Origin of the sequence: Flavobacterium sp., assembly GCF_044360715.1 — a bacterium.
Taxonomy (GTDB): domain Bacteria; phylum Bacteroidota; class Bacteroidia; order Flavobacteriales; family Flavobacteriaceae; genus Flavobacterium.
In genome coordinates this window covers 1-19,232 of sequence record NZ_JBIKJY010000025.1, presented here as the reverse complement: position 1 = coordinate 19,232, position 19,232 = coordinate 1, and the positions used below count along the sequence as shown (strand labels likewise).

General features: G+C 32.4%; 9 protein-coding genes. 3 read left to right on the top strand and 6 right to left on the bottom strand.

Annotation, left to right across the window (positions count from 1 at the left end; all coding sequences use genetic code 11):
• Positions 1-5: 5 nt before the first annotated feature.
• The 6 genes from ACIQ16_RS08620 to ACIQ16_RS08595 form a co-directional block, all read right to left on the bottom strand.
• Positions 6-1,556 (bottom strand): hypothetical protein, encoded by a 1,551-nt coding sequence (locus tag ACIQ16_RS08620; protein WP_396150614.1) that lies wholly within the window; start codon positions 1,554-1,556, stop codon positions 6-8.
• Positions 1,557-1,568: 12 nt separating this feature from the next.
• Positions 1,569-3,041: a RagB/SusD family nutrient uptake outer membrane protein gene (locus tag ACIQ16_RS08615; RefSeq protein WP_396150611.1), complete on the bottom strand. Its 1,473-nt coding sequence runs from the start codon at positions 3,039-3,041 to the stop codon at positions 1,569-1,571.
• A 10-nt stretch (positions 3,042-3,051) separates the two neighbouring features.
• A complete protein-coding gene (locus ACIQ16_RS08610) occupies positions 3,052-6,096 on the bottom strand; it encodes a SusC/RagA family TonB-linked outer membrane protein (RefSeq protein WP_396150609.1) in 3,045 nt (1,014 codons plus the stop codon).
• Between the two features lie 261 nt (positions 6,097-6,357).
• Entirely contained in the window at positions 6,358-9,174 is a 2,817-nt protein-coding gene (locus ACIQ16_RS08605; protein WP_396150606.1) for a triple tyrosine motif-containing protein, read from the bottom strand.
• A 114-nt stretch (positions 9,175-9,288) separates the two neighbouring features.
• Positions 9,289-11,016, bottom strand: coding sequence for a T9SS type A sorting domain-containing protein (locus ACIQ16_RS08600; RefSeq protein WP_396150604.1), 1,728 nt, complete (start codon positions 11,014-11,016; stop codon positions 9,289-9,291).
• A gap of 413 nt (positions 11,017-11,429) precedes the next feature.
• On the bottom strand, positions 11,430-12,710 hold the full coding sequence (locus tag ACIQ16_RS08595) for a T9SS type A sorting domain-containing protein (protein WP_396150602.1): 1,281 nt from the start codon (positions 12,708-12,710) through the stop codon (positions 11,430-11,432).
• A 166-nt stretch (positions 12,711-12,876) separates the two neighbouring features.
• Here ACIQ16_RS08595 and uvrA point away from each other — a divergent pair, with 166 nt between their 5' ends.
• The 3 genes from uvrA to ACIQ16_RS08580 form a co-directional block, all read left to right on the top strand.
• Positions 12,877-15,690: an excinuclease ABC subunit UvrA gene (uvrA, locus tag ACIQ16_RS08590; protein WP_396150600.1), complete on the top strand. Its 2,814-nt coding sequence runs from the start codon at positions 12,877-12,879 to the stop codon at positions 15,688-15,690.
• 1,007 nt (positions 15,691-16,697) lie between these two features.
• Complete coding sequence (gene uvrB / locus ACIQ16_RS08585) at positions 16,698-18,686, top strand: excinuclease ABC subunit UvrB (RefSeq protein ID WP_396150598.1); 1,989 nt, start codon at positions 16,698-16,700, stop codon at positions 18,684-18,686.
• Between the two features lie 296 nt (positions 18,687-18,982).
• On the top strand, positions 18,983-19,232 hold a 250-nt coding region (locus tag ACIQ16_RS08580; RefSeq protein ID WP_396150596.1), incomplete at its 3' end, for a Crp/Fnr family transcriptional regulator.

Genomic DNA, 19,232 nt, shown 5'->3' with positions numbered 1-19,232 from the left:
TGTTTTTAGTTAGATAATTTAATGTCATCGAAATAATAAGTTGCTCCGTTTCCAGCATTACCGAAATCGAAAAACACTACTACTCTTTGATAATTATTAGCATTATTTATACCTGTGAAATTATAGGTTAATTCTTCCCAACCATTTGCTACTGTAGTAGTCGCATCTAATTCTGTATTAATACCTGTTCCGTTTGCTAAGTTTTCTAATTTTAATTTTACTACAGCACCTGCTTGTGGCGACCATACTTTCATTTTAATTTTTTGCATGGTAGCAAAATTAATTGGACTGCTTAGTTCGATAAATGAACCTCCCCAAGTTTGTGCACCACTAGTTTTAACTGTTCTTCCAACTTTAGTAGTAGTATTAATACCTGTTACGTTAGGATTAGTTACTACATCTGTTGACACGCCACCAAAGTTTGTAAATGAATACGTTAATGTAGTAGATTGAAACGTTAATGGTAATACTAAACTTTCAGCACCAGTAGTAAGTTCTACATCATCAAAATAATAATTTAATCCCGTACCCGCATTTCCAAAATTGAAAAACAAAACTACTCTTTGGTAATTATTTGCATTATTGATACCTGTAAAATCAAAAACTAAATCTTCCCAAGCATTAGCAGTTGTGTTTGTAACATCTACTTCTGTATTAATATTTGGATTGGCTAAATTTTCTAACTTCATTTTAACTGTAATACCAGATTGTGGTGACCATGCTTTAATTTTAATTTTTTGCATGGTAGCAAAATTTATTGGACTACCTAATTCGATAAATGAACCAGCCCATACTTCTGAACCAGTATTTTTTGTAAGTTTAGCCACTTTTGCACTTCCATTTCCTCCATTAACATTTGGATTATTTACTACTGTTGTATTAGCACCACCAAAGTTGGTAAATGCATAATTTAATGTAGCTGATTCAAAGTTAATTGGCATTAAAACTGGATTCGAAATCGTTACATTTTGTTGGTATTCAGTTGTTGCAGCACCACCACTTAAAGCTACCACTTTTACTGTAAAAGTTCCAACTGATGCGTACGTATGCGTCACGGTTTGACCTTCCATAAAGTCTTGCGGTACTTGATTTGGATCTTCACCCCAATATACTTGGAAAAACGTTTCTAAATTTGCAGTTGCTTGAGCTGTTATAGCCATATTATTTCCAACCACTGGACTAATGGTAACATTTAAATTTGTAGGTGCTAAAAAAGACACCGTAAGTGATTGTGTAACTTCTGTTTTTTGTCCGTCTATAGCCATTGCTACAATTCGAACTGGAAAAACACCTTCTGTATACACATGATCAACTGAACTTCCTGGGCTTACAAAAGCAGGAGCAGTAGTTCCATCACCAAAATAAATTTCATATTGCGTTACACCTTCACCTTTTGGAATGATAGTTACTTTACCTGAATTATCTTGTTTAATTGTCATTAAAGCAGAAATATTTCTTGGTGCATTTACACCTTCTAAATCTGTGCTGCTCTCATCAATTGTACAACCAAAAATGGTTAATACAAATAAGCTTAGTACTAATTTTATATTTTTCATATCTATTGAATTTTAGTAGTTAGGGTTTTGTTGCCAATTTCCGTTTGAGAATTGAATTTCTTCTAATGGAATTGGAAATAAATCGTGTTTTCCAGTAACAAAACCAGTAATTGAAGTAGCCGCTTTGTTAGTTCTAACTAAATCGAAGAAACGGTGGCCTTCACCCATTAGTTCTAATTTTCTTTCCGCCCAAATAAAATCTGTTAAAGCTGCTCCAGAAGCTGAAATATCGTGATTGTTATCTCCAAAAGCTCTTCTTCTTACTAAATTTAAGTACGTTCTTGCTTTAACATCATTTCCACTTCTATTGAAAGCTTCAGCCGCCATAAGCAATACATCTGCATAACGAATCGCTCTATAGTTGTTTGGATTGGTTAAGTTTTGGTCTCCAATATTTGAATCACCTTGACGTGCTAAATATTTTCTGTTAAAAAATCCTGTATGTTTATAACCTTCACCATAAGAAGCGTTGTTTGCTGCAGCCCAAGTAACAATATTTAAGATAGCAACATCACGTCTGTTATCACCAACTTCATAGGCATCATAAGAGGCTTGAGTAGGTACATTAAAACTATATCCACCATCAAAAAACGGTCCGCTATAATTTCTAATTCCGTTGAAACCTACAGCTACATTCCCTTTACTACATTGTAAACAATCAAAACTAGCACCTTGAGCATCAGTATATTGAATTTCAAAAACAGATTCTGAATTGTTTTCGTTGTTATTTTCGAAAATAGTATTGTAGTTGCTTACCAAAGTATATGAATTACTAGTAATTACTTGATCTAATACTGTAGCTGCTTGAGAAAATTTATTTTGAAATAAATACGTTTTTCCTAAAAGCGCTTGTGCTGCACCTTTAGTTACTCTACCAACTTGAGGAGCTGTTGGGCTTAAATTATCAATTGCGAAAAGTAAATCTGCTTCAATAGCAGCATAAGAGTCTGCAATAGAAGAACGAGGAATTGATTTCTCATCATCTAATTCGAATCTTTTATCTCCTTTTAACGGAATACCTCCAAAAAACTTAACCAATTCAAATCTGAAATAAGCACGTAAGAAACGTGTTTCTGCAATGATTTGATTTTTCCCTGTAAAGTCAATTTTATCTTTAAATTCTAAGATATAGTTACAACGTTGCACACCTGCTGATGTCCAGTTCCATACATCTTTTAAGTTTCCATTAACAGGCGTGTGAGTCATTTCATCAATTTGTTGAATTCCTAACACATCTGTAGCACTTTCACCTCCAGAAAGCGTATTATCAGATGCAATTTCTCCTAACATTACGTTAATGTATGTAGAATTTAACATTTCGTATGCACCAATTAATGCATTATTATAATCTTGCTCTGAATTGAAATAATTTTCAGAATCAATAGTGTACGGAGGATTTTCGTTAATAAAATCTTCTGAACATGAAACCGTAATGGCTGCAATTCCTGACAAGAATAAAACGGGTAATAAAATATATTTTTTCATTTTAATAATTTTAAAAATTAACATTAAATCCAAATGAATATGTTCTTGGAGTTGGATAAAAACCATAATCAATTCCACCAGATATAGGATTACCTGTATTAGCAGCTGGATCGAATCCTCTGTATTTTGAGAAGGTTAACACATTATTTGCAGCAGCATAGAATCGTACTTTTGAAATACCTAATTTTGCTATAACCTTAGAAGGTAATGTATATCCAATTTGAACATTTTGAATTCTTAAGAAAGAAGCATCTTCTACAAAATAACTAGAAAATAAGTTGTTGTTAGTCGCTCCAGTTGTAACTCTAGGCACGGTATTACTTGTACCTTCACCAGTCCATCGGTCTAAAACATAATCTAATTTATTTAATCTGTTTTCTGTTCTTTCGTAATTTCTAATTAAATCATTTCCAACAGATGCATAAGCATAAGCAACAAAATCAATGTTTTTGTAATTTACATTTACATTAAATCCTAAAGTAAAATCTGCAATTGGTTTTCCAATATACGTTCTATCTTTAAAATCGATAGCACCATCGCCGTTAATATCTTTATAACGAATATCACCAGGAGAAGTTGCTGAACCTAAACCAGATTGTGATGGATATGCATTAATTTCAGCTTGATTTTGAAAAATACCATCCGCTTGTAAACCATAAAAAACACCCATTGGTTGTCCTACTTCCATTCTTGTTGGAGCCAATTGTCCAATTCCGAAAGATCCTGATTCAATATATCCTGTAGAATTTTTAACTTCTAAAACTTCGTTATTAATAGTTGTGGCATTAAAACCTAAACTATATTTTATTTTATTCGAATCATTTTTGTAATTCAATGAAAACTCAAAACCTTTATTCACTACCGTACCTGCATTTACAGTTGGAGATCCAGATCCTGGAGCATATCCACCATTTATACCCGAAATTGGCACACCTCCTACTAATAAATCAGTTCTTTTGTCATTAAAATAATCCGCAGTAATATCAATTTTGTTATTCAACATTCTTACATCTAAACCTAAATCTAGCTTAGTATCTGTTTCCCATTTAATTTTAGTGTTAGGGATTTTTCCTGTTGCCACACCGTTTGTCAAAGTATTATTTAATACATAAGATGAATTTACTAACGTGGATCTAAAGTCGTTATTACCAGCAACGTCATTACCTAACGTTCCATAACTACCTCTAATTTTTAAGAAGTTAACAAATCCGTCTTTCTTGAAAAAGTCTTCTTGAGAAACAATCCAACCTCCTAAGATTGATTTAAAAACAGCTACACTGTTTTTAGTAGGAAAACGACTTGATTGATCACGTCTTACAATAAATGACAAAAGGTATTTTTCTTTAAAATCATAATCTAAAGTAGCAAACAAAGAAGGACGTTTGTATGGTGAAGATTTATAAGAACCCGATGTAATTACGCCTTCTGGTGGTGTACCGTTAGCCAATTGGATATCTGCATATTCCCAAGAGTTATATGGCACATCAAAACCAGTCCCGTATAATCCTTCGCTTTTTTCTTCAAATAAAGTTCCTCCAGTTGTTAATTTTAATTTGTGATTGTCAAATAAAACTTTTTCATATTCAGCAAACAAATCAAATGTATAATCACTGAATCGAATTGCATTTTGAGACACACTATTTCTATCTACGTTAAATACTTTAGTACCACCATAGGATATTTTCTTACTAAATGATTTCCCAACAGAATTAGCTGAGTTAAAACCATATCGTGAAGTAATTTTTAAATCCTTAATAGGTTTGTATGTTAAAATAAAGTTACCATTAATTTTCTTTTGATTGTAACTGTTGTGCGTATTTGCTATTTGAGCCAATGGGTTAATTACTTCATTACCATAACCCGCAGTGGCTGGAACTAATGTATAATCACCATTTGCATCGTAAGGTGTAAGTGTAGAAGGTGTGTTTATTGCATTAAATAATACAGAACCTAAACCATTTTCATTTAAACCTTGTCTGTTGTAATCCGTGTAATATAAATTTGTAGATAAATTAACTTTATCTGTTATATCTACTCCAAAAGAAAATCTAGCGTTACTTCTATCAAATCCAGATTTATCTAAACCGATAATACCATCTTGTTTAATTTTAGAAGCACTAAACGTATAAACCATTTTCTCTGAACCACCAGAAACAGCAAAATCATGATTTACAATTTTTGCTTTGTCAAATACTTCATTTTGCCAATTTGTACCTAAGCCTAAACCTGATACATTTGGATAAGGAATCGATTGTCCGCCATTCGCAAAACTTTCATTTAAAAGCAATGCATATTCAGTAGCATTTAGAAGATTTAACTTTCTAGTCGTTTCTTGTTGTCCAAAATAAGCATTATAAGATACTTTTGTTTTGGCATTTTTCTTTCCTTGTTTTGTAGTAACTAATACCACTCCATTTGCTCCTTTAGCTCCATAAACCGAAGCTTGTGCATCTTTAAGAACCGTAATGCTTTCTATATCAGAAGGATTCAATAAATTAATATCTCCTTGATATCCATCAATTAAATACATTGGCTCACTATTAGTATTAGAAGAAATACCTCTAATTCTAATATTTAAACCAGAACCTGGTGCCCCAGAACCAGTTGTTACAACAACTCCTGAAACAGTACCTTGAAGTGCTTGTGCCGCTTGTATAGGTTTTAATTGTTCGATAGTTTTGCTAGATACATAAGAAATAGCTCCGGTTACATCTTTTCTCTTTTTTGAAGAATATCCCACCACTACTACTTCTTCAATTGCCTTATTATCTTGTTTTAAAGAAATAGTAATAGTTTCATTTTTAGATACTACGAATTCTTGCGAACTGTATCCGTAAAATGAAAATGTAAGTGTACTTCCTACAGCTACATTAGAAACTGTAAAACTACCATCTGCAGCAGAAGAGGCTACACCGGCTTTGTTTAGTAAAACAGTAGCACCGCCCAATGGCGTATTTGTGCTAGAATCATAAACTTTTCCAGATACGGTTACCGATTGTGAAAAACCGATAGCTGTAAATAACAGAAAAGCAAATTGCCATAATTTAGATTTCATAAATGTATAATTTATTTGTTAGTTTAGTTACTGGTAAAATTATAGGTTAATCATAATATTTGTGTAATTATAACCTTTACAAAAAACATACAATTTAAAAAAAATGTACTTTTTTTATGATATTCGCAATAAAAGGCTAGCAATTATTATGTTTCACAAATATTTAATTTGTCTTATTTTTTTAATATTACACAGTGTTTTGTATTACGATAACGTTGTTGTAGTGTTTTTGTATAGGTAAAAAGACTTAATGTTGTAGTGCTAAAAAGACAATATATACTCAACCAATCCTTTTTCATGAGGTAAATCCATTTTTTTACGCAAACGATATCTTTTAATTTCTACACTTCGAACTGAGATATTTAAAAGTGGTGCAATTTCTTTAGAAGATAAATTCAATCTCAAGTAGGCACATAACCTTAAATCGTTTGGCGTTAATGAAGAATGGGCTTGTTTTACTTTCTTTAAGAAGTTATTATCTGCCGTGTCAAACGCTTCTTTAAAAACTGTCCAAGTGTCTTCTTCACTAATATTTTTAGTAATAGTAGTAATTACAGATTTTATGCTTTTACTGCCTTCTTCTGTATTGTTTTTTAAATCTTCTTTGATTAATGATAGGAGCTCGTTCTTCTTAATTAAACTCATAGTAGAAACCGCCAATTCTTTATTTTTAATATCTACGTCTTGGGATAATTGTTCGTTTTTCAAGCGCATGATTTGCTGATTACTTTCTAAAGCCGCTATTTCTAATAGTAAATTATTTTCTTCAATTAATTTTTGCTCTTTTTCTCTATAGTACTTCTTGTAGGTTTTATGTATGTAAACGGCACCTATAATTCCCAATAATAAATAAATAAAAACTAATAAATTCGTTGCATACCATGGTTTATTTATAGTAAACGTATAGGTAGCTAAATTTTCTGGTTTAGAATTGGCTATTTTGGCTCTTACTTTAAATACATAAGTTCCCGGAGGTAAATTTTTAAAATTAGCACTAGTTTTCGCACTCCATTCGCTCCATTGATCTTGTAATCCTTCTAAAATAAATTGATATTCAGCGTTAATGTATTTATTGTATTCCGGAACGGTATAATTAAATGTTATATTGTTTTCATCGTATGCCAGCTCTCCATCTTCATTAATTGAATAATTTACGATTTTTTCATCTAGTTTGTTTACAGAAATATTCGCAATTGAAACGCTATAATTTTTAAAACTTAAATCATTTAAATTTATAATATAATAGCCATCGGTAGTACCAATTAAATAATTTGCATTTGATAATTGTGTTATGTTTTCATAACCTAACATGGAGTTGGTTAACGAGGCAGGAATTGGAATAATATTTTCTTTTAATTGACTACTCAACTTACTTAAGGTGAAATAATGAATGTAATTTTTAGAAAACAACCAAAGTTTATTAGAATTATCTACAATTAATTTTCCTGAAGTATATTCATCTTTTTCAAAAACAGCGCTTAAATTTTTATCTTTTACAAATCGCTTTGATTGACTGTTTAATTTAAAAATACCTTCCTTATTTGCATAATATATATTTGAATTAAACTGAGATAAACTAGCATTCTTGCCTTTAGTTGGCGTATTATATGCAAATATTTTTTTAGCTGTCGTGAAAGATTGATCAAGTTGAAAACGAAACACACCTTTGTATTCGTGACTTACATATACTTCCAAATTGGATGTAACTTCAAAATATTTTGAAGAATAATCAAAACCTTCGATTCTGTTTTTAAATTGCCATTGATTCCCTACTTTCTGTAATACGGAAATTCCGTAATAATTTCCTTGAAGCAATAAGTTTGGTGCATTTGCAACAGTTTCAAATTTCCAAGTTCCTGAATTTGAAAATATTAATTTAGCTACATTAGTAGTTACAACAAAAGTTCCTGAATCATGTCCACAAAACAAAGTACCATTATGAGCAAAAATCGACCAAACTTGTCCTTTCGTTCCATTTATAAATTGGAAAGAAGCATCACTTAAAACATTTTTATAAAACAATCCTTGGTTGGTTCCAATATATAAATTTCCATTATGAAGTAACGAAGTATAAACGGTTCCTAAAATACCCGTATCGTCAGAAAAACTTTTTATTGGCGATTGTAAATTGATGCAGTTTATACCATTATCTAATCCAATCCATAAATTTTTATCAACATCTTCAAACAAAGACAATGCAGTGTTGTTACTTAACCCTTTATTCTGTGTGATGTGATATTTCTTTTTTCCTTCTGCAGAAACTACAAAAATTCCATTTGACACCGTTCCTATCGCAAAACCTTTATCTGAAAGTTGCTGACTACTATACACACTACTTGATGCGATTTCGGAGTCAACTTCTGTGGTAAATTTAATAACATTACCCCCAATTAACTTATAAAAGCCTGAATATTGCGTTTGTAATAATAAGCCATCATCAGTTGCGAAGATATTTACAATTTTATTGTTCTTTAAAATAGGATGATTTGAAATTAATTTTTGCTTTCCATTTTCAATTTCAAATAAACCATCATTCGCCACTTGAAAATAAATGGAATTATCCACTTGAAATGATTTTAAAATCCCTTTACTTGATGGAATGATACTAAATTTTTGCGTTTTAGTATCATAAATATAAATTTGATTTAATGACTGAAAAATCACCCATTGTTCATAATTTAAAATGTTCCAAAATTGTTCATCGTCAATAATTTTAGCTTTAATTTTATCACATAACGAGGTGTATTTTAGTTTATTATTGGCTTCTCTCACCCAATAACCGAATTCCATATAACAACCTGTATAAATTCTGTCTCCAACTACTTTTACTGAACGCGTAATGGTTTCGTTTGGGGACGGATATAAATTCCAATTGGTCCCGTTAAACTCCAAAAGTCCATCGTTATTTGCAAAAAATAAGAATTGGTGTTTGTCTTGCGAAATCATCCAATTTTGATTTCCGGCGTTATAAATACTGGAAGGATATTTAACTATTGGCGGCAATTGCTGTGCATATCCTACAAAAGAAAATACTACTAAAAGATAAAAAGTAAAAATAGGTTTTTGGAAGCCTTTCATTTAATAAAAATATGGTTAACGATTATAAAAGTATTGATAAAATTTTGAAAAAGAAAATATTACAAAAAAAAGCACGTTTCAATTGAAACGTGCTTTCTAATTTGAACTAAATGATTATTGTTTAATAAATTTTGAAGTACTTACTTTTCCTTCAGAAATTACTTTAACTAAATAAATACCATCTTGTAAACCTGACACATTCAAGACTGTGTTATCAGCATTAACGTTTACATTCATTACTTCTTGTCCTACAACACTATAAACAGTTATTGCATCCATTTTATTTGCAGATGTAATTGTTAACATATTTGAAGTTGGATTTGGAAACATACTGATTTTAGCCATATCAAATGATTGGTTTGATAATGCTGCAGTTGTAAAATAAACGTTATCTACAAATAAAGTTCCAGCACCAACAGGTAGTCCTGAAAATATTAATTGAGCAATATGTCCTTTTGTAACTAAATTAGTGAAATTAGATAAAGGAATATGGTAGCTATTCCAAGCCGATAGAGTTGGAGTGAAAATTAATTCATGATTTACATCATCACCACCTCCAAAAGCAGCATTTGCACCAAAATCTACTAATTTAACTCTAAATGTAGTCATATTAGGCGTCCACGCATCAACATGTAAAAAAAGCATGTTTGTAGCGTTAATTTGAGATGTTACAGTTTCAACTCCTACAAAATCTAAATTTGTATATTTTTTTGTGTCATTTCCTTGAATCTGAATGTTTGTTAATACACCTGAAGACCAAGTTGTTTGCCAAGTATCAACAGGAACATTTGTGTAAGCATTACTAAACATAGAAATTACATTTGCTGCTGGTATTGTTGGTGTTGGCGCAGCAGTCATTGGTTCAGTAACAGGATTTGTGGTAGTACATGCAGCACAAGATGCCCAACATACTGTTGGTTGTACTAAATTCTGATTTGCAACTACTAAAGTTCTGTTTGTAAATCCATTTGAAGTGATTGTACAACTTGTTCCAGATGCTAGTTGTTCAGAACCAGCCCAATTGTCTCTTGAAAATTTATACTCATGTGTTCCTGGAAGAATAGCAATAGTTGCTTCCCATACTCCGTCAGCATTAGCGTCAGTCATTGGGTTAGCATCTCCAGACCAGTTATTAAAAGTACCACTTACATATGGCGTAGTAAATCCCGTTTGTTGTGTCATATCTACTTTGAAAGTTACGTTAACTGGAGTTGGTGGAGGAGTTGTACCTACAACAGTTACATTACCTAAAGCAGTTTCATTTGCTGGATTACCGTTTAATCCTTTTACTGTAAAACCATATTGTACTAATAAGCCAGCTGGAATTGCTGTAACAGTACTTAAACTAAAAGCACCTGTAGTTGTTAACGGTAATGTTACACTAAAATCTGTAGAATAATTATTTGCAGGATTTAAACCTTTAATAAAAGCCACAGCAGTATAACCTGAAGCTAAATTATGATTGGTAACATTTCCTGTAAAGGTAACTATTTGTCCCGCTAAACTAGCATTTTCAACATAGGTATTACCTTCAAATATTTTATTACCTAACCCTGCTCCATTTGTCCAATACGCAAGGTCTGCAGCTGAAGTTGCATTAGCATAGGCATTAAAATTAGGTTGTAACTTTAAGGTATTCGTAGAAGCCGTAAGTGTAGTTTTTAAATCTGGTAATGCCCATGAACTTCCAAAAGCCCATGTAGTTCCATCAGTTTGAAATACATTAGCATAACCTAACCAGTTTGCTGCACCGTTTACAGTCACAGAAGTTTGTGCCTGCACATTTTGATAACTTGTAAAAATACAAATACCAATTAAAAAGAATTGTAATGTTTTTTTCATTGTTTTTACGTTTTAAGATTAATCAAATATAAATAAGATTTAAATTCATAGTTTTTTTTTGATATATATAAAAACTATACTACTTTTCTACAAAGAAATAATGTAGTAAATGCTTATAAAATACTGATAAATATAGATTTAGTATATTTAATTGATAATACTACACATACGATAATTCACATAATGATAAGTTAATGTTGTGGTAACCTACAACGATTTCGTGAAATAAATACATTGTTTTTTCACGTAAAAAAGCAAAAAAACGTCAAATGACGGAAGAAATACTAATTACTCAATAATTACTACAATAAATTACATATAATGAAATTATTAATAATATATATTAGTAGTTTGATAATAGACACAAAAAAAACACGACAAAGTTTGCCGTGTTTTTTCTATATGATTTAAATTTATTTCTTAATAACCTTTTTAGTAAACAATTCATCATTAACCATGAAACTTATGTAATACATACCAGCATCTAAATGCGATAAATTAAAAGTATATTCGTTAGTATTAATATCAAAACGATTAACAACTTGTCCTAAAGAATTATACAATACACAGTCAAAAATAGGTGTGGCTACTTGTATCGTTAGTAAATCCGTACATGGATTCGGATATAATTTTACTGATTCTAAATCGAAGGTAGAAGACGATAAATTTGTATTTAATTTTATATCATCAAAATAATAGGTTTCTCCAGTACCTACAGCACCAAAATTACAAAACACTACTACTCTTTTATAATTATTTGCATTCACTACGTTTGGAAATACAAATGTTAATTCTTCCCAGGCATTTGCAGTTGTATTTACGGCATCAACTTCTATATTAACAGAAGCATTAGTTAAATTTTCTAATTTAAGTTTGAACGTTTTCCCTGCATATGGTGAATACACTTTCATTTTAATTGAATTAACTACAGAAAAATCTACAGCATTTGCCAACTCAATAAACGAACCTGCCCATGTTGTACCAACATTTTTTATTAATTTAGCTACATTACTTGATGTATTAATTCCGTTACTCTGTGGATTAGGAATTTTAGTAGTAACCGCATTTCCGAAATTAGAAAATGAGTAAGTAATTGTTGAAGATTCAAAATCTAAAGGTAAATTAGGTTTTTCAATTTCTGGACCGAAAGTAATGTTGTCAAAATAACAGATATTGTCTGTAGTTCGTGGTTGGAAGTCAGGAAAAATAACAATTTGGTCGTTTGTTTCTCCTATTTTTGAAGAAAAATCAAATATTAATTCTTCCCACTGATTGATAACTGAGTTGGACTTTTTAATTTCCCCAGTTGAACCATTTGTGGCATTTACAAATTTTATACCTACATCACTAATCACGCTTTTATAAACCATAATTTTCACTGTACAATTGCTTGCTGTAATAGTATAGGTACCAAATGCAGACGGTCCTGACGGCACAGATAATTGATGTACCGATTCTACACCTGCAAAAGTTGCCCCTGTAATTAATGTTGTTAATTTCGCAACAGTTGACGAAGTATTTATTCCAGATGCACTCGGATTTGCAACTATCTGAAGTGGTGCATTAGCGCCATTTTCAAAAGTAATCCAATTCCAAGTTGCACCATTCCCTGATGTTTCAAAGTTTATGGGTGCATTTTGCGAAAATCCACTTAAAGCGATAAGTGATAATAAAAGTAGTAATTTGTTTTTCATAATCTATTTGTTTTTTGATTATCACAAATATATTGATATCGTTAAAGACCAAATCAATTCTTAATGATATAAAAACTATACAACAACAAAATATATTCATTTGGATTTATTTCAAGCCTACTTTTATGTTTAATTAATTATCTTTGCCATTCTCATAAAAAACACAATGATGCAATCCGATTTTTCTTCTTTAGAACCCAAAAAATTTATCTTGATAAAAGGGGCACAATTGCACAATTTAAAAAATATTGATGTCGCCATTCCAAGAAATCAAATGGTTGTGATTACTGGACTTTCTGGATCTGGAAAATCAAGTTTAGCCTTTGATACACTCTATGCAGAAGGACAAAGACGTTACGTAGAAAGTTTATCTTCTTATGCACGTCAATTCTTAGGGAAATTAGACAAACCGAAAGTAGAATACATTAAAGGAATTGCGCCTGCCATTGCAATTGAACAAAAAGTAAATACTACAAACGCGCGCTCAACTGTAGGTACATCAACAGAAATATACGATTACTTAAAATTATTATTTGCCAGAATTGGGAGAACGTATTCGCCAATTTCAGGTGAAGAAGTTAAAAAACATACCGTTTCTGATGTAGTAAAATACATTCAATCATTAGACATTGATTCGAAATGGCTCCTACTTGCTCCTATTCATTTAGAAGAAGGCAGAAAATTACACGACAAACTGAATGTGTTATTACAGCAAGGTTTTGCACGTGTTTTGGTAGACAATCAAACGGTACGTTTAGATGATTTTGTTTCGACATTAGAAATGATTGACGAATCTACAATGGCTAACAAAGAAATTTTATTAGTTATTGACAGAATCGTAGTACAATCAGATGAAGAATTCTTAAACCGAATTGCTGATGCCTTACAAATAGCATTTTATGAAGGAAAAGGCGAGTTGTATTTACAAGAACCCGAAAAATCAAATCGCATCATTTTTAACTCTAATTTTCAATTAGATGGTTTGGATTTTTTAGAACCAAATATACATTTATTTAGTTTTAACAATCCGTATGGTGCTTGTCCTACTTGCGAAGGCTACGGAAGTGTGATTGGTATTGACGAAGAACTTGTTGTGCCAAACACCGCGCTTTCTGTATATGAAAATGCCATTTATCCTTGGCGAGGAGAAAGTATGGGTTGGTACCGAGATCAATTGGTAAACAATTCACATCATTTTGATTTTCCTATCCATAAGCCTTATTTTGAATTATCAGACGCACACAAAGCACTTGTTTGGAATGGGAATAAGTATTTCACAGGTTTAAATGCCTTTTTTGCCGATTTAGAAGCGAATAATTATAAAATTCAAAATCGTGTGATGCTTTCGCGCTACAGAGGGAAAACAAAATGCCACGATTGTAAAGGAAAAAGATTACGTTCTGAAACCAACAATATTAAAGTTGCAGGTAAAACAATTTCTGACTTGGTAGATTTGCCAATTATCAAATTAATTCCGTTTTTTAATACAATTGAATTATCAGAATACGATTTAAAAGTTGCGAAACGATTACTTTTAGAAATCAAAAACCGTCTGGCATTTTTAGATAACGTAGGATTAAATTATTTAAGTTTAAACAGACAATCGGCATCTCTTTCTGGTGGCGAATCGCAACGAATTAATTTAGCTACTTCTTTAGGAAGCTCGTTAGTGGGTTCTATGTATATTTTAGATGAGCCAAGTATTGGTTTACACCCAAAAGACACTGAAAAATTGATTGAAGTATTACTGAACTTAAAAAAGTTAGGTAACACAGTAATTATTGTGGAGCACGACGAAGATATTATGAAAGCCGCCGATATGATTATTGATATTGGTCCTGAAGCGGGAACTTTGGGTGGTAATTTAGTCGCGCAAGGCACGTATAAAGAAATTTTGAAATCAGATTCTTTAACGTCGAGATATTTAAACGGAAAAGAAAAAATCGAAGTGCCTAAAGTTCGAAGAAAATTCAAAAATCATATTGATATTATTGGCGCCAGAGAAAACAACTTAAAAAATATTGATGTCACTTTTCCTTTAGATTGCTTAACTGTAATTACAGGAGTTTCTGGTAGTGGAAAAAGTACGTTAGTAAAAAAGATATTATTTCCCGCTTTACAGAAAAAACTAACTGGAATTGGAGATAAAGCAGGTCAATTTACAAGTTTAGAAGGCAGTTATTCGCACCTTAAAAACATTGAATATGTAGACCAAAATCCTATTGGAAGAAGTTCGCGTTCCAATCCAGTGACGTATATCAAAGCCTACGATGATATTAGAGAATTATATGCCAAACAAACCACTTCCAAGTTAAGAAATTACCAAGCCAAACATTTCTCCTTTAACGTAGATGGTGGAAGATGCGAAACGTGTAAAGGCGATGGCGAAGTAACCATTGAAATGCAATTTATGGCCGATGTGCATTTAGAATGCGAAACCTGTAACGGAAAACGCTTCAAAAAAGAAGTGTTGGAAGTGAATTTCGAAGGCAAAAACATCGACGATTTACTAAAAATGACCATTGATGAAGCCGTTGCGTTTTTTGAAATGCACGGGCAAACCAAAATCACACAGAAATTACAACCTTTAAAAGATGTAGGTTTAGGATATGTGCAATTGGGACAATCTTCTTCTACACTTTCTGGTGGTGAAGCACAACGTATTAAATTGGCCTCGTTTTTAGTAAAAGGAGCCACTAAAGAAAAAATGCTGTTTGTTTTTGATGAACCTACAACTGGTTTGCATTTTCACGACATTAAAAAATTATTAAAATCATTTGATGCTCTACTTGATAAAGGACATTCTATAATCGTAATTGAACACAATTTAGAACTTATAAAATGTGCTGATTACATCATCGATATAGGCCCTGAAGGTGGTGAGAATGGTGGGCAATTGGTCGCTTTTGGAACTCCAGAAGAAATCGCAAAAAATAAAAAATCGTTGACAGGGAAATATTTGGCGGAAAAACTGAGTTGATTTACGATTTATAAATAAAAACTTCACACAACGTTTGTCACCCTGAAAGGGTCTCACGCAAAGTTTTACAATTCAACTAAAAGAGATGCTTTCAGCATGACAAACTGGGAGTAAATGGCAATTAGAAACTAAAAAACTTCACACAACATTTGTCACCCTGAAAGGGTCTCACACAAAGTTTTACAATTCAACTAAAAGAGATGCTTTCAGCATAACAAACTGGGAGTAAATGGCAATTAGAAACTAAAAACTTCACACAACATTTGTCACCCTGAAAGGGTCTCACGCAAAGTTTTACAATTCAACTAAAAGAGATGCTTTCAGCATAACAAACTGGGAGTAAATGGCAATTAGAAACTAAAAACTTCACACAACGTTTGTCACCCTGAAAGGGTCTCACACAAAGTTTTACAATTCAACTAAAAGAGATGCTTTCAGCATAACAAACTGGGAGTAAATGGGAATCAGAAACTAAAAACTTCACACAACATTTGTCACCCTGAAAGGGTCTCACACAAAGTTTTACAATTCAACTAAAAGAGATGCTTTCAGCATGACAAACTGGGGGTAAATGGCAATTAGAAACTAAAAACTTCACACAACGTTTGTCACCCTGAAAGGGTCTCACGCAAAGTTTTACAATTCAACTAAAAGAGATGCTTTCAGCATAACAAACTGGGAGTAAATGGGAATCAGAAACTAAAAACTTCACACAACATTTGTCACCCTGAAAGGGTCTCACACAAAGTTTTACAATTCAACTAAAAGAGATGCTTTCAGCATAACAAACTGGGAGTAAATGGGAATCAGAAACTAAAAACTTCACACAACATTTGTCACCCTGAAAGGGTCTCACACAAAGTTTTACAATTCAACTAAAAGAGATGCTTTCAGCATGACAAACGTTGTGTATAAATTTTACAAGAATAATTACATTTTTATTTGTGCAAATTCGTGTAATTCGTGTTAAAAAATTCTAACTTCGCATTTCAATATTTTTCACCAAAATGAAATTCCAAGTAGTATCCGATTACGTTCCCACTGGCGACCAGCCGCAAGCGATTGAAAAATTAGCTAAAGGCATTATAAATGGCGAAAAATTCCAAACCTTATTAGGGGTTACGGGCTCAGGAAAAACATTTACGGTAGCCAATGTGGTTCAAGAAGTGCAGAAACCTACTTTAGTTTTAGCACACAACAAAACTTTAGCGGCACAATTGTATTCGGAATTTAAGCAATTTTTTCCTAATAATTCGGTGCAGTATTTTGTTTCGTATTACGATTATTATCAACCCGAAGCCTTTATTCCGGTAACAGGAACCTATATAGAAAAAGACTTATCTATTAACGAAGAACTCGAAAAACTTCGTTTAAGCACTACCTCTGCCCTGCTTTCAGGTCGGAGAGATATTATTGTAATTTCATCTGTTTCTTGCTTGTATGGAATTGGAAATCCGGTTGAATTTCAGAAAAATGTAATTACTTTAAAAAGCGGACAAGCCATTTCTCGAACCAAATTATTGCATCAATTGGTGCAAAGTTTATATGCTCGTACTGAAATGGAATTTACGCCTGGAACCTTTCGTATCAAAGGCGATACGGTTGAAGTATTTCCAAGTTATGGTGACGAACCGTTTCGAATTCACTTTTTTGGTGATGAAATTGAAGAAATTGAAGCCTTTGATGCCCGAACGTCTCAGGTATTAGAAAAATACGATTCGTTAAGTATTTATCCTGCCAATATGTTTGTGACTTCTCCAGATGTCTTACAAAAAGCCATTTGGGAAATCCAACAAGATATGGTAAAACAAGTCGAATATTTCCGAGAAATAGGCAAACATTTAGAAGCCAAACGCTTAGAAGAACGCACCAATTTCGATTTAGAAATGATTCGCGAATTGGGCTATTGTTCTGGAATTGAAAATTATTCGCGTTACCTTGATGGTCGGGAACCGGGTACGCGCCCTTTCTGTTTATTAGACTATTTTCCAGACGATTACTTGATGGTTATTGATGAAAGTCACGTAACCATATCGCAAGTACACGCTATGTATGGTGGCGACAGAAGCCGAAAAGAAAACTTGGTAGAATACGGATTTCGTTTGCCTGCCGCAATGGATAACAGACCATTAAAATTTGAAGAATTTGAAGCCCTACAAAATCAAGTAGTATATGTTTCTGCCACGCCTGCCGACTATGAAATGCAAAAATCGGAAGGTGTGTATGTTGAGCAAATTATTCGTCCTACAGGATTGTTAGATCCGATTATTGAAATTCGTCCAAGTGCGAATCAAATAGATGATTTAATTGAAGAAATTCAATTGCGATGTGAAGCCGACGAGCGGGTTTTAGTTACGACGTTAACCAAACGTATGGCAGAAGAATTAGCTAAATACTTGACTAAAGTTTCGATACGATGCCGTTACATTCATTCGGATGTAGATACTTTGGAACGTGTAGAAATTATGCAAGACTTACGAAAAGGCGTTTTTGATGTACTAATTGGCGTGAACTTATTACGTGAAGGATTAGATTTACCCGAAGTATCGCTTGTAGCGATTTTAGATGCGGACAAAGAAGGTTTTTTACGTAGCAAACGTTCGTTAACGCAAACCGTTGGAAGAGCCGCCAGAAACATTAACGGAAAAGCCATTATGTATGCGGACAAAATTACGGCAAGTATGCAACACACCATAGATGAAACCATTTACCGACGTGAAAAACAAACGGCTTACAACACGTTACACGGCAAAACGCCACAATCGTTAAACAAAAGTTTAGGAAACGCGTTTGGTGCCAATTCTGTTTCTACACAATACTTCGAAAACCAAGCGTATAAAGCCGCAGAACCCGAAAGCGAATACCTAAGCAAACCCGAAATTGAAAAGAAAATTAGGGACAAACGAAAACTTATGGAAAAAGCCGCTAAAGAATTAGACTTTATGCAAGCCGCCAAGTTTAGAGATGAAATAAAAGCATTACAAGAAAAGTTGTAAATAAATTTTAAATTCTAAATATTAAATTCCAAATTTTAAATTCCAAATTTTAAATTCCAAATTCCAACACCCTTTTAACGACTTTTGACTTTCGACTTTTTTTCAATAATACACTAAATAGAATATTGAGAATTATTTATTATATTTGATTTAAATAAAAAAGCGAAAAAAACTTCGCATATCTATCCAAATATGAGTGTATTTACGAAGTTTTATATCGCATATAAATGAGTTATAAGCAATGGTAGCAGACCCCACAAACTAAAAGACATCAAGACCCAAATAGACATTTAAGAATGGACATTTTATTCAAAACCTTTATAGACCATTTTTCTACTAATCAAAAATTAAGCGAAAATACAATTGCAGAAATATGTAATCATTTGTCAGTTTTAAACTTGGACAAAAAGCACGTACTTGTTAAAGAAAACCAACGACACGACTTTGCTTATTTTGTAGTTAAAGGTGCTGTGAGAAGTTACTATCTGAAAGACGGTATTGAAGTGAACACTTGGTTTGCTTTGGAGAATGATATGGTTGGTTCAT

Bases quoted from the DNA above. Each gene is read 5' to 3' on its own strand.
- ACIQ16_RS08620 (WP_396150614.1), bottom strand. From the start codon at position 1,556: ATGAAAAATATAAAATTAGTACTAAGCTTATTTGTATTAACCATTTTT.
- ACIQ16_RS08615 (WP_396150611.1), bottom strand. From the start codon at position 3,041: ATGAAAAAATATATTTTATTACCCGTTTTATTCTTGTCAGGAATTGCA.
- ACIQ16_RS08610 (WP_396150609.1), bottom strand. From the start codon at position 6,096: ATGAAATCTAAATTATGGCAATTTGCTTTTCTGTTATTTACAGCTATC.
- ACIQ16_RS08605 (WP_396150606.1), bottom strand. From the start codon at position 9,174: ATGAAAGGCTTCCAAAAACCTATTTTTACTTTTTATCTTTTAGTAGTA.
- ACIQ16_RS08600 (WP_396150604.1), bottom strand. From the start codon at position 11,016: ATGAAAAAAACATTACAATTCTTTTTAATTGGTATTTGTATTTTTACA.
- ACIQ16_RS08595 (WP_396150602.1), bottom strand. From the start codon at position 12,710: ATGAAAAACAAATTACTACTTTTATTATCACTTATCGCTTTAAGTGGA.
- uvrA (WP_396150600.1), top strand. From the start codon at position 12,877: ATGATGCAATCCGATTTTTCTTCTTTAGAACCCAAAAAATTTATCTTG.
- uvrB (WP_396150598.1), top strand. From the start codon at position 16,698: ATGAAATTCCAAGTAGTATCCGATTACGTTCCCACTGGCGACCAGCCG.